This is a genomic window from Pannonibacter sp., from assembly GCF_051860505.1.
GTDB lineage: Bacteria > Pseudomonadota > Alphaproteobacteria > Rhizobiales > Stappiaceae > Pannonibacter.
This window is the reverse complement of sequence record NZ_JBHYDX010000001.1, coordinates 165253-178064: the sequence shown is the minus strand read 5'-3', so window position 1 is coordinate 178064 and position 12812 is coordinate 165253. Positions and strand designations below refer to the sequence as shown.

General features: G+C 62.2%; 12 protein-coding genes. 8 read left to right on the top strand and 4 right to left on the bottom strand.

Going from position 1 to position 12812, the window contains the following annotated elements:
- Window positions 1-19: 19 nt before the first annotated feature.
- Window positions 20-1096, top strand: a complete 1077-nt coding sequence (locus ACTIFE_RS00790) for a hypothetical protein (protein ID WP_439527256.1) — start codon at window positions 20-22, stop codon at window positions 1094-1096.
- Window positions 1097-1117: 21 nt separating this feature from the next.
- On the opposite strand, the gene ACTIFE_RS00785 is transcribed toward ACTIFE_RS00790, so the two are convergent.
- Window positions 1118-3271: a glycosyltransferase gene (locus tag ACTIFE_RS00785; protein ID WP_439527255.1), complete on the bottom strand. Its 2154-nt coding sequence runs from the start codon at window positions 3269-3271 to the stop codon at window positions 1118-1120.
- A 220-nt stretch (window positions 3272-3491) separates the two neighbouring features.
- On the opposite strand from ACTIFE_RS00785, the gene ACTIFE_RS00780 reads away from it, so the two are divergent.
- The 4 genes from ACTIFE_RS00780 to ACTIFE_RS00765 all read left to right on the top strand — a co-directional run bounded on the left by ACTIFE_RS00780 (window position 3492) and on the right by ACTIFE_RS00765 (window position 7132).
- Window positions 3492-4829: a DUF4214 domain-containing protein gene (locus ACTIFE_RS00780; RefSeq protein ID WP_439527254.1), complete on the top strand. Its 1338-nt coding sequence runs from the start codon at window positions 3492-3494 to the stop codon at window positions 4827-4829.
- A 216-nt stretch (window positions 4830-5045) separates the two neighbouring features.
- Window positions 5046-6137: a trypsin-like serine peptidase gene (locus ACTIFE_RS00775; RefSeq protein ID WP_439527369.1), complete on the top strand. Its 1092-nt coding sequence runs from the start codon at window positions 5046-5048 to the stop codon at window positions 6135-6137.
- 40 nt (window positions 6138-6177) lie between these two features.
- Window positions 6178-6540, top strand: a complete 363-nt coding sequence (locus ACTIFE_RS00770) for a helix-turn-helix domain-containing protein (protein WP_439527253.1) — start codon at window positions 6178-6180, stop codon at window positions 6538-6540.
- 61 nt (window positions 6541-6601) lie between these two features.
- On the top strand, window positions 6602-7132 hold the full coding sequence (locus ACTIFE_RS00765) for an IS630 family transposase (protein WP_439527252.1): 531 nt from the start codon (window positions 6602-6604) through the stop codon (window positions 7130-7132).
- Here ACTIFE_RS00765 and ACTIFE_RS00760 read toward each other — a convergent pair.
- Window positions 7129-7401, bottom strand: a complete 273-nt coding sequence (locus ACTIFE_RS00760; protein WP_439527251.1) for a DUF1244 domain-containing protein — start codon at window positions 7399-7401, stop codon at window positions 7129-7131. The genes ACTIFE_RS00765 and ACTIFE_RS00760 overlap by 4 nt on opposite strands.
- A 42-nt stretch (window positions 7402-7443) precedes the next feature.
- Window positions 7444-8187: an N-formylglutamate amidohydrolase gene (locus ACTIFE_RS00755; protein WP_439527250.1), complete on the bottom strand. Its 744-nt coding sequence runs from the start codon at window positions 8185-8187 to the stop codon at window positions 7444-7446.
- 154 nt (window positions 8188-8341) lie between these two features.
- On the opposite strand from ACTIFE_RS00755, the gene ACTIFE_RS00750 reads away from it, so the two are divergent.
- From ACTIFE_RS00750 to pyk, 3 genes are read left to right on the top strand one after another with little or no spacing between them, the layout of a single operon-like run.
- The gene (locus ACTIFE_RS00750; protein ID WP_439527249.1) at window positions 8342-9643 is read left to right on the top strand and encodes a glycerate kinase type-2 family protein; all 1302 of its coding nucleotides are present in this window, start codon (window positions 8342-8344) and stop codon (window positions 9641-9643) included.
- Window positions 9630-10181, top strand: coding sequence for a DUF1036 domain-containing protein (locus tag ACTIFE_RS00745; RefSeq protein WP_439527248.1), 552 nt, complete (start codon window positions 9630-9632; stop codon window positions 10179-10181). Before ACTIFE_RS00750 ends, ACTIFE_RS00745 begins: the two co-directional genes overlap by 14 nt.
- Complete coding sequence (gene pyk, locus ACTIFE_RS00740) at window positions 10178-11614, top strand: pyruvate kinase (RefSeq protein ID WP_439527247.1); 1437 nt, start codon at window positions 10178-10180, stop codon at window positions 11612-11614. The genes ACTIFE_RS00745 and pyk overlap by 4 nt, the downstream gene beginning before the upstream one ends.
- A 137-nt stretch (window positions 11615-11751) precedes the next feature.
- Here the strand turns inward: pyk and ACTIFE_RS00735 are convergent, their stop codons facing one another.
- On the bottom strand, window positions 11752-12741 hold the full coding sequence (locus ACTIFE_RS00735; protein WP_439527246.1) for an alpha/beta fold hydrolase: 990 nt from the start codon (window positions 12739-12741) through the stop codon (window positions 11752-11754).
- Window positions 12742-12812 lie beyond the last annotated feature (71 nt).

Here is a 12812-nt window from a genome sequence, read left to right as displayed (position 1 = left end):
CGGAACAGGACTGCGCTAGATGATCTATACGGTTCTCGGCCTCCCCGGTCCGTTCACCAGTTGGTGCCGCACCGTGCTGTGCGAACTGATCGCCGAGCGTGGCGAACGGGCCTCGGACACGCATATCGCCGGAAGCCTGGCCGATATCGCAACCGAACTGATGCGCCGGGACGAAGAGCATCTGGTGTTCTCAGCCGGGCGGCCGGATGTGGCCTTGACGGCGCGGCTGAAGGAATTCCGGCGCCCGATCCTGCTCGCCCTGTCGGATCCACGCCAGGGGGCTCTGCACCTTTACCGCAGTGGCAAGGCAGATGAGCGCACCAGCGTTCGCCTCATCTCCGGTGATTGTTCCTGCCTGGTCGGGTTCAATGACACCGACCACGTGACCCGCCTGCATCTGGAAGATGCACTTGCCGATCCGCTCAGCGCCATTCAGAGGATCGGCGCGGCCTTTGGCTTGCGGGCGGATGCCATGCAGGCCCGGCGCGTGCTGGAGCGGACAGTGACCCAACTCGCCGATACCACCGGTCCGGACAATGGCGGGGCAGACCCCAAGGCCGGACTGGTCGAGAGCTTCGGCGAGGCGCTTGGCGCTGCCGCCGACTATGTCCTCGGTGGCTTCGAGCAACTCCTGGCCGGCGACCGTGACGTCCCGCTGATCATCACCAAGGAATTCTTTCTCGCCGGTGATCCGCCGCACGACCATGTCACGCATCCGCTGGACATGACGGGCCGCGCCCGCTTTATCGCCTTCGGGCCCTATATGCACATTCCCGCCGGGGCCTGGTCCCTGCGCTATGTCGTCGGTTTCTCGGCCGAGGCCATGGGCACCCCCTGCATCATTGACGTCGGCGTGTCGGAAGGCCCCGTCTATCACGAACTGACGCGGGCCCACATGGCCGTGTCCTCGCGCGGGCGGATGGAAATTTCCCTGTCCTTCGAGATCACCGATCCCCTGATGCCGCTGCAGGTTCGCCTGTTGACGGAGAAGGCGATCTTCGACGGCCGCATGGCCATCGGCTATGCCGAGTTCCGCCGCAAGGCGCACCACGATGCGGGCGACCTCGACACCAGCACCCTCTTGCCGCCGGCCTGACCCGGCACGGCGGAGCGGACCTTATTTGTCCAGCTTCGGCCGAACCAGGCGGATACGCTGTTCGAGAGCAATCAGCGGCTGGGCTTCGACCGGGCTGGCAACGCCAAGTGCCCGGAAAGCCAGCAGGATCGGCTGCAAACGGTCATCGCGTGGCATGAGCCCCTCGATGGTGAGGCTCAACCGGATGATCCCATCGGCATCGGCCGGCACGCCGCAGACCACAAGGAACGTACCGGCCCGAACCTCAAGGCGCCCGAGTTCAGTTGCGCCCGAGCGGAACACCAGCCGGTTCCCCTCCTTGCCGGGCGCCCGGAACTGCAACTCCAGCGAGACGGGCAGCACAAGACCAGGTGCCGGCGCCGCTCCCTCCAGCCGAAAGGCGAGATCTGCACTGCTCCCGGTCAGCCACTTGACCTGGACCTCGTCCCACACCCACTTGTCGTCAAAGACGAAATCGGCTTCGGCCAGTTCACGCATCCGGTCGATGCGCGGTTCAAGAGCGGATTCCGCAAAGGAAATCTGCGCCCCTTCCTGCAATTGCGCGATGAGTTCATCCGGGCTTTTGTCTGCCACATCGTAGGGTGCAGTCCGAGCCAGGACCTCGGCAAAGCAGGCGCGCATCTCGTCAGCCACCTGCGGCCAGATGACGGTGCGGAACTCGGAAGCAATCCGCGCACGGCGGGCCTCCAGCGCACCAGGCGTGAACAGAAGTTCCTCGACCAGCGCCAGACCGCCCGTCACGTTGTAGGGATCGACATAGTCGACGAGATCGCCGCCGACCTCCGGCATGGACGACGTGGTCGAGGCAATGCAGGGCGTCCCAAAGGCCAGGCTCTCACCGATCGGCAGACCCCAGCCTTCCACAAAGCTCGGGAAGGCCGAGAACTGCGCCGCGCGGTAGAGCAGCGACAGGTCGGCGTCGGATACATTGCTGAGGATATGCAGCTTGCCGTCGAGATGGTTGCGAGAGGCAAAGCTCCCCATGAGGTCCTTCACCCGCCAACCGGGGCGGCCAACGAAGACCAGTTCCGGCACCCGGTCAGGGGGGTATTTCTCCAGAAGTTGCTGCCAGATCTGAAACAGGTAATTGTGGTTCTTGCGCGCCTCGATGGTGGAGACGAACAGCACGAAGGGCTTGTCCAGCAGGCTCTTGACTGCAGCACTTGCCCGGCCGGCAGCGCTTTCGCCGCTGTCGAGCTGATGCGCCAGCTTCACCGGCCGCACGGGCGCCAGCGGGATGCCGCGTTCAGCGCAATAGCGCTTCAACTCGACAGCTGAAAACTCCGAAATCGTGAAAATCACATCGGCAAGGCGGATGAAGTGGAACAGGCATCGAGAGAACCGGGCCACCAGTTCCGGCGCGCAGAACTCGGGATGGGTGATCGGGATGATGTCATAGATATAGACCGCGATCCGAACGCCAGCACGTTTCAGCGACTGGTAGACATTGGCACTGTCCGGCAGCATCCAGAAGGCACCAGCGACAAAGACGACATCTCCGGCGCGCGGCACGTAGACCTCTGCGCCCTGCTCTGCCCGGGCAATGATGCTGCGAATTTCGTCATGGCTGACCGGCTGGCGCCGCAAGGCGGCCGACAGGTCAAGCACCGTTTCGGCCGCGATGGTGTAATAGGCGCGCGTGATCTCATCGAGATAGGACAGGCGGAATGTATCGCCCCCTGCGCGAATGATGCTTTCCGACAGGTGCAACTGGACCCGCTGAATGCCGGAGACGGTGGCATGATCCTTCAGGAACTTGAAGATGTCGGAGAGATCCATCAGCACATGTTCGCCGCGGGCGGCAAGATTGCCTGCGGCTGCAGCAAAAGTGCCAGCATCAAGGCTTGCCCCCAATGCGCGCAACTCCCGGAATGCGGTGCGGTCCTCGCTGTTGAGGATGAAGGCCTGCCGATAGGCGACTTCGCAGGCTTCCAGATCGCCCATCACCTTGTGCAGGTGCCCCTTCATCAGGAAGGCATCAGCATTGTCCGGGTTGAGTGCGATGGCGCGGGCATAAGCCTCCATCGCCTCGTCATGATGGCCGGCTTCCTTCAGCATGTTGCCGCGCTGAATCCAGATGCCGTCAGCCTGCGGCTTCAGGTCGAGAAAGGCGGCATAAAGCGCGGCGGCCTCGCTCCACTGGCCCGCGTCCCGGGCAAGGTCAGCCTCGCGCAACACCTGTCCCGCTTTTTTCCCAGCGCCACGGCTCAGCAATCGGCGAAACGGGTCCACGGCATGTCTCCAATCCGGATACGGATGGGGTGACATACCTGCCCGGCTACCGGTTTTCAACTCGGCAGATTTCATTGGTATGACGGCGCCTTGCCGTATTTCTGCCAAGGAACCGTTCAATGGTTGCAGCCGGGCAAGCGCAGGGTGCCATCAGGAGATCTGGATGACGTATTATGTGAATGAGACCGCCTATCCTGCCAAATCCGTCGTCTTCATCAAGGCGACCTGGGGCAACGCGACCTACACAGGCACAGGGTTCCTAGTCGGCCGCAACGACCTTTTGACCGCTGCCCATGTTGTCTACGATCCGAAGCTCGGCCGGATTGCAGACACGATCAAGATCTATCCGGTCTACAATCCGGACAAGTCGAACCAGAATTTCTATTCGTATTCCGCGATGGACTTCTACAACAACTCCAACCCCGGTGCCTTTGATCCGGATCGGGACGGGCTGATTTCTCCGGGTGATAAACGTTGGGAGACCATGGGCCATGCCGAGGTCGATATCGCCCTTCTGTCGCTGTCAAAACCACTCGGTGACACCTACAACTGGTTCGACGTCGATCCGGACTTCAACAACGGTGGACGCGTATCGGTCATCGGCCATCCCGGTGCCTGGGAAAACTATTCAGTCCGAGACGACGGCTCGGTTTATGCCGATGCCACCGACCAGATCTATGTCAACGAGGGAAACATCGAGATCAATCCGGGCAACTCCGGCGGCCCGATTTTTTACGAAGGTTACACACGCCCCTATGCCGTCGGGCTCGTCTCGACCAAGTCCTACTTCACCGACATTGGCGGTCACTGGAGCTGGATCAAGGAGACGATGAAGGACAACGACCGCTTCATCGAGGGCTATTCCGGCCACACGGTGAACGGCACCTCGGGCAATGACGTCTTTGGCCTGTTTGCCGGCAAGGGCCGCTACACCAGCGTTGGCAACGACACCGTCTATGGCGGGGCTGGTCTTGACACGGTCAAGTACCAGGGGCCTGGCAGCGACTTCACCTTCACCCGAAACGGCACAACCATTGTCGTCACCGACAAGACCGGCGGCGAGGGACGTGACACGCTCTATGACATCGAGCGCCTGTCGTTCGACAATGGCACGCTGGCCTTCGACCTGAATGGCAACGCCGGGCAGACCTACCGCCTGTACCAGGCAGCCTTCGCCCGGACCCCGGACAGCGCCGGTCTGTCGCACAACGTCAATCTCGTTGACCAGGGCATGAGCCTGAAGCAGATGGCCGGCGCCTTCATCGGCTCTGCCGAGTTCATCCAGCGCTATGGCTCTGGCACCTCGAACACGTCCTATCTGACGGCGCTGTACCAGAACGTTCTGGGCCGCGGCCCCGACCAGGTTGGCCTCAAAGGCTGGCTCGACCGCCTCTCCAGTGGCACCTGGGACCGCCAGGACGTGCTGCTCGGCTTCTCCGAGAGCCCGGAAAACCAGAATCTCGTCGGCGTCCACATCGCCAACGGTATCTGGCTGACCTGATAAAGGCATCGGCGAGGACGCTGACCGCACTGCCCATCCCGCCATGTGTTCTATCTCGCCGCGCGCACGCCTTTCCTCCGGGGTGAAGCGCGGCGAGTTGCATTTCTCACAGGAGATTGTCCCCCCGAGATCGTTGTCTTGACACCGTCACAACTCCGCTTCAATTGATACGCCTTGAGGTTGAACCCTCGGCATTTATTCTGATCCGGAGCAGTGATGACCGCTGTCATTGACAACACCAAGGCGCCCGCAAGCGCCGTCGTCTACATCGAGGCAACCTGGGGCAACCAGACTGTCAGGGGCACTGGCTTTCTGGTTGGCCGAAATGACATCATCACGAGCGCCAATCTTGTGTATGATGCAAAAGGCCTCGGGCAAGCCGACGAGATCAGGATCATTCCTCATTTCGACCCAAAGAAGGGCGGGCTGACGGCCTACAAACCTGTGACAGTCGACTATTTCGACGCAGCCGCACCCGGTCGTTTCGATTACGATGGCGACGGCCTCATTTCACCGGGAGACGGCCGCGCCGGAACTATGACCGGTTCAGAAGCGGATTTGGCGCTGCTGTCGTTGAAAACCCCGCTGGGGGACACCTACGGATGGTTCGGCATTGACGGCGGCTTCAGCGGCGGCGGCTCGGTTTCGATCATCGGCTATCCGGACAAGTTCAACAATGCAGCAACCGTGGATACCGGAAGCATTACGGCGGACCCGATCGATGCAATCTATTTCAACGCCGGAGACATCGAGGTTCTTGCCGGCCACTCCGGCAGTCCGATTTTCTACACAACGGCCAATGGACCGCAGGCGGTTGCAGTCGTGTCGTCCAGTTCAGTGTTTGCAGACCTGGGAGATCATCTCGATTGGCTCAGGACCGAAATCAGCGCCAATGACCGCTTGTTGTCCGGCTTCAAAGGCACAACGCTGAAAGGAACGGCCGGAAACGATGTCTTTGGCCTGACGGAAGGCAGGGGCTTCCGAACCAGCGTCGGCAACGATCGGATCGACGGCGGCGACGGACTTGACATCGTGGAGTACCTGCTGCCTCGCAGCAGCTATACAGTGTGGCGACCATCTCAGAACGCCAATGAGTTCACCGTGACCCGGCCTTACCCCAACTACAAATACGACGAACTTTACAACATAGATCGCCTGGCCTTCTCCGACGGGATCCTTGCCTTCGACGTCAACGGTTCCACCGGCAAGACCTACCGCCTCTACCAGGCCGCCTTTGACCGGAAGCCCGACTCTGCCGGGCTAGAGCGTGTCGTATCTGACCAGATTCGGGATTCCCTTTGGTGTTGATCCGTGATTCCCTGTTTTGCATCGAAACAGGGAGGTGTTGATGGGCAAGCCGCATCCTTTGGAGCTTCGTGAGCGTGTTGTTGCACATGTCGATGCGGGTCATACGCACAGATCGGCGGCAGCGCGGTTCGCCGTTTCGGTCAAGTTCGTCAATGACATGGTCAAGCTGAAGCGCGGGACCGGTGCGCTGTCGGCCAAACGGCAAGGCAATCCCGGCTATGGCAAACTGACCCCTCACGCGGACTGGATCCGCTCCCAGGTCGGTGCAAAGGGCGACATCACTCTGGATGAACTGGTGGGACTTCTGGCGCGCGAGAAGCAGATTGCCGTCCATCGCTCATCGGTCGGGCGCTTGCTCCAACGGCTTGGGCTGACACACAAAAAAAGACCTTCAAGCGCTTGAACAGAAGCGGGCCGATGTCGCAAGTCAGCGGCATTGCTGGGTCGCCAATCGCCAGCCCTTCATGGCCCATATGCTGGAACGCCTTGCCTTCATTGACGAAACCTGGCTGAAAACCAACATGGCCAAGCGTACCGGCTGGTCTCCTCGCGGCGAGAGGCTTGTCGATTATGCCCCATTCGGCCATTGGCGCACGCAGACCTTTGTTGCGGCCCTGCGCCATGACAGGCTGGCTGCGCCCTGGGTCATCGACGGCGCGATGAACCGCGCAGCCTTCAACATCTATGTCGAAACCCAACTCGCCCCGACGCTCAAAAAGGGCGACGTCGTGATCCTCGACAACTTGTCCAGCCACAAAAGCCCCGCCGCTGAACAGATCTTGCGCGAGCGCGGCGCATGGTTCCTCTTCCTCCCGCCTTACTCACCGGACCTGAACCCCATCGAGATGGCCTTCTCAAAACTCAAGGCACTCATGAGAAAGGCAGCCGCAAGGACATACCAGGACCTATGGACTGCAGTTGGCCATGTCTGCGACATCTTCACCGATGAGGAATGCTACAACTTCTTCAAAGCCGCAGGATATGGAACTAATTAAACGCGACACGCTCTAGCCTCGCTTTGGTAGAGGCGCTTCCAGTCGTCATACGGCATGCCGTAGACAGCCTCGCGGGCCGCGTCCCGGGTCATGGGAATGTCTCTAGCTTCCGCTTCCGCCTGCATCCAGTTGGACAGGCAGTTGCGGCAGAAGCCGGCAAGGTTCATGAGATCGATGTTCTGGACATCCGTGCGCGCGCGCAGATGAGCCACCAGGCGGCGGAACGCTGCAGCTTCCAGCTCGGTTCGGGTCGTGTCGTCAAGGGCCATGGAAAAATCTCCAGTCGTGTCAAGCAAGGCTCGGGGCCAAGGTCAGCTGTCAGCGCGTGAGCCGAAGTGCCGGATTTCGCGCAGACCGGGCAAGCTGGGCAGACGCGCCAGGATCGGCTCCAGCCGGTCGGCCCAGGCTTGGACCCCGGCCTCGTCGGCGATGAGATCCTGCCGGACCTCGATCAGCACATGCGCAAGCCCCCGCTGCGTTCCATGCCGGTACATCGTGTCATTCTTGAGTGCCCCGTCATAGGGCTCGTTGTCCCCGACGACTATCGCAGGATCGGCGCGAAGCCCATCGATAACCGGGTGAACAGCTCTCGGGTCGCTGTCCCACAAAACCGCCGCGTGCCAGGGACGCGGCGACCCGCGCCAGACGGGTGTGTAGCTGTGGATCGATACGATGACCGGCGGCGGTGCAAGGGCCGTCATCTCGTCCAGCGTCCGGGTGATCAGGTCATGATACGGGCGGTGATACCGCTCGATCCGCTCCTGACGCTCTGCAGAAACGATCTTTGCATTGCCCGGCACCACTGCCCCGTCCGACAGGCGCATGACGATGGTCGGATCGTCCTCGCCACGGTTCGGGTCGATCAGCAGCCGCGAGTAAGTGGTCATCAACGCCGGAGCCGCCAGACGGCGCGCGAGTTCCAGCGTCAGCGGCCGTCCGCCGATGTCATAGGCAATGTGGCGCTCGAGTTGCAGTGCCGGCACGCCGAGATCGCCAAACTCCGGAGGAATGGAATTGCGGGCGTGATCGCACAGCAGCAGCAGGCCACCAGCCATGTTGCCAGCTAAAGTCTCGAAAGGCCCGGATGCGGGCGGAAAGTCAGGCATTGTTCGGGGGACTTTGCAGGATGAGGATCGTTATTCAGGTGACGCAGAAGACCACGTTGCGTAAGGAATAGATCAACTCGCCGCATCAACCAACAGGCAAGGCATGGCTATAGACATCCGTTTTGCGCCCCTGCTGCTCAAACTCTTCGACACAGCGGTCGCAGCAGCCAAAGCTGAAACGGCATTGCCGCCGCATCTTCCGGCCCCCGGCCCAACCGGCCGGATCATTCTGCTGGCCGCCGGCAAGGCGGCAGGTGCCATGCTGCAGGTCGCAGAAGCGCACTACCTCGAGACACTCGGTCTGCCGGCACACCGGCTCGCCGGCCTGGGTGTTACACGCCACGGCTACGCGAGGCCGACACGGCATCTGGAACTGATCGAGGCAGGGCACCCCGTGCCGGACGAAACCGGGGTTTCAGCAACCTTGCGCTGCCTCGACATTGCGGCATCGGCACGCAGCGAGGATCATGTCGTCGTGCTCCTGTCGGGCGGTGCCTCTGCCAACTGGATTGCCCCGGCTCCGGGCATCAGCCTCGCCGACAAGCAGGAACTGACCCGGCAGATGCTGCGGTCCGGCGCGACGATCCGCGAGATCAACAGCATCCGCAAGCATCTGTCGCGCATCAAGGGCGGCCGGCTGGCCCGCGCTGTCCCGGACGGCGTCCAACTGACGACACTTGCCATTTCAGACGTGCCTGAGGACGATCCGGCCGTCATCGGCTCCGGACCTACGGTTGGCGACCCGACAACGCTGGCCGATGCCCGCGCGGTCTGCGCCCGGCACGGCATCGCCTTGTCCGGCGCCATAGCCGCCGCCCTGAGCGATCCGGCCAACGAGACACCGACGCCTGACGACCCGGTGTTTTCTCGGGCCGACTACCGGCTTGTCGCGCGCCCGGGCCTGTCGCTCGATCGCGCTGCCGATGTCGCACGGGCAGCCGGCTACGAGGTTCACCTGCTCGGCGACAGCCTCGAGGGCGAGGCCCGGGACCGAGCGTCAGAGCATGCCGCGATGGCCCGCCATCTGGCAGAAAATGGCCGCAAGGCCGTGCTGTTGTCGGGCGGGGAACTCACCGTCACGATCCGTGGCGATGGTTCGGGTGGCCCGAACCAGGAATATGCCCTGGCACTGGCGATTGCCCTCGACGGCCAGCGGGGAATTGCTGCTGTCGCTGGAGATACAGATGGCACCGATGGCGGCAAAGGTGCCGCAACCGATCCGGCCGGTGCCATGATCGATCCGCAGACGCTTGCCCGTGCAAGGGCCATGGGTCTTGATGCTGCCGCATTTCTAGCCAGAAACGACAGCACAGGCTTCTTCAGGCAGCTTGGCGATCTGCTGACGCCAGGACCGACCTACACGAATGTCAACGACTTCCGGGCGGTGATCGTTGACAAGCCGTGAGCTGACCTACAAAACGAGCAAGCCGAACGCCGGAAGACGAGCAAAACAGATGAAAAAAGAAGAGTATCGTCGATACGAGCGCGAGCCGGCAGTGTCTAGCCGATTCTCAAGCCGTATCCTGCTCTTCGTTTTTGGCTTCTTGTGTCTCGCTCTACTGCCGGATGTCGCAAGAGCCGACCTTCGGCTCTGCAACAAGACCGAAAGCAAGGTCGGCGTTGCGATTGGATACAAGGACAAGACGGATTGGGTCACGGAAGGCTGGTGGAACCTTGGACCAAACAGTTGTGAGGTTCTCGTCCCAGGCGCCCTCGTGTCACGCTTCTATTACATTTACGCTGTCGACTATGATCAGTTTGGCGAATGGGGTGGACGCGCGTACATGTGTACCCGCGAAAAGGAATTCACGATTCGCGGGATCGAGGACTGTGTCGCGCGTGGCTATGAGCGCACCGGATTTTTCGAGATCGACACAGGTGAACAAAGCAACTGGACGGTTCAGCTGACAGAACCGGTACAACAGGGGACTGGCGGGCGATGAGACGCAATCGACGGGTAAAAATTCTGGCAACTCTGGGCCCGTCTTCTTCCGATCCGGAGATGATCGAGAAGCTGTTTCGAGCGGGCGCGGATGTCTTCCGCATCAACATGAGCCATTCGAGCCATGACCTGATGCGCGAACTGGTCGCGCGGATCCGTGCTGTCGAAGAGAAGGTCAAGCGGCCGATCGGCATCCTTGCCGATCTTCAGGGACCCAAGCTCCGTGTCGGCAAGTTTGCCGACGGCCCGGTCGAACTGGAAAACGGTGCGAGTTTCGTGCTCGATGCCGACCCGGCCCCGGGCAACATCAATCGGGTTCATCTGCCGCATCCGGAGATCCTGAAAGCGCTGCAGCCGGGCCACCGCCTGCTGCTCGACGATGGCAAGATCCGCCTTCTCGTGACCGAGTGCACGGCAAGCCGCGCACTCACCCGCGTTGAAGTTGGCGGCAAGCTTTCCGACAAGAAGGGCGTCAGCGTTCCGGATTCCGAGATCGCTCTCAGCGCCATGACCGAGAAAGACCACAAGGACATTCTCGCCGTGCTGGACGCCAATGTCGACTGGGTTGCCCTGTCCTTCGTACAGCGCCCGGATGACATTGCCGAAGTGCGCAAGATCGTGCGCGGCCGCGCCGGCATTCTCGCCAAGATCGAGAAGCCGCAGGCCATCGACCGCCTTGCCGAGATTATCGAGCTGTCCGATGCGCTGATGGTTGCCCGTGGCGATCTGGGCGTGGAAATGCCGCTGGAACAGGTTCCTGGTCTGCAGAAGCGCATCACCCGCGCTGCACGCCGCGCCGGCAAGCCGGTTGTCGTCGCAACGCAGATGCTGGAATCGATGATCACCGCCCCGGTTCCGACCCGTGCAGAAGTCTCGGACGTCGCCACCGCCGTGTTCGAAGGCGCCGATGCCATCATGCTGTCGGCTGAATCTGCTGCGGGCCAGTTCCCGGTAGAAGCCGTCAGCACGATGGACAAGATCGCCCAGCAGGTGGAGCAGGACAGCAACTTCCGCAGCATCATCCATGCACAGCGCACGGATCCGGAAGCAACCGGCGCCGACGCGATTTCGGCCGCTGCGCGCCAGATCGCCGAGACGCTGAACCTTGCTGCCGTGGTCTGCTACACCTCGTCGGGCGCAACCGGCCTGCGTGCTGCGCGTGAACGCCCGTCGACGCCGGTCATCGCGCTGTCGCCGGTCGTGGGCACTGCCCGCCGTCTGGCGCTGGCCTGGGGCCTGCATTGCGTCGTCAGCGAGGATGCCAACGACGAAGAGGACATGGTCGATCGCGCCTGCCGCATCTCGCATCAGGAAGAGTTTGCCAAGCCCGGCCAGCGGATCATCATCACCGCCGGCGTTCCCTTCGGCACGCCCGGCTCGACCAACATGCTGCGCATCGCCTTCGTTGGCAGCGACGGCAAGTCGGGTCTCTGAGACCGAGCCGACCCAACATCCCACGGCCCGCTTCGGCGGGCCGTTTCCGTTGTACGTAGCGCGGCGGCGTGAACCGCGTTGTCGCGCTCGCGATGACGCGAAGGTCCGGGGCAGAAGCGCCTAAGGCTTGCACGGAATCAACTCATTGAAACATCGACATCTCGGCTCTCAGTCCTCGACACGGCACTCGGGTTGGCAGGGATGAGATCGAGGATGAGCGTCGCTATCTCTGCAGCGTAGGCGTGGTGCGGCATGTGGCCAGCGCCCGGCAATTCGATCAGCCGAGCGGCACGCAGATCCCGCTTGAGGCCGCGCGAATGGATGCTTGGCCAGACAACGCTGTCCTGATCTCCCGTAACAATGACCGCCGGCTGGGTAATCTGCTGATAGCCCTCAGCCTGCTTCGCCAGATGCCGGTTGAAGGCCGCCAGATCGCAGGCATTTGAGCGAAAGCTTTCCGGCCGGAACAGCAGCTCGAGCCCGATCTTCCGGGCATAGCCGTCCGGCACCGGATCCGGAGCAAACACATGGCGCATCGAGGCCGGGGCAACCCTCTCGGTCACGGGCAGCGCAATCAACCGGCAGAACCACCAGCCGAGGACCGGTAGCGCAGCCAGCCGGTAATACCAGGCGACCTGGCCGTTCCAGGGGTGGGTCGCAGGCGCCAGAAGGGCAAGGCCCGTTACACGGGCAGGCGCCTCAAGCGCCATGGCGGCCGCCACAGCCGCCCCGAAGGAATGCCCCACCACCGTAAAGGAGGAATATCCGAGCTGCGTCATCGCCGCGAGCATCCGTCGTGCCTGATCACGCGGGCTCGCACGCCGGTCCAGGCGGCGCTCGGAATGCCCGAGTCCCGGACGATCCATATAGACGCGCCGGATATGGCCCGGAAACTGGCCCTCGAAGGCCATGCGGAGATCCTGCAGGTTGCCGCTTGCCCCATGCACGAAAAGCACCACAGGCGCTCCAGGCAGCCCCTCCGCACCCTCTTCCAGCACATGCACCTTTGCGCCGTCCACCGGGATTAACCGGCCGGCTGGTGGATTGACCCGGGCATACTGCCGCCGCCGAATTTCGGTATAGGCAGCAAGGAGGAGGAGGAGAACGATCAGCAGCGACACTTGCATGGAAGACTCAAGCCGGAGATGCGGGACGGAATGAAGGCCGGCCTATCGGGCAGGGCAGACACGGCTGTCGC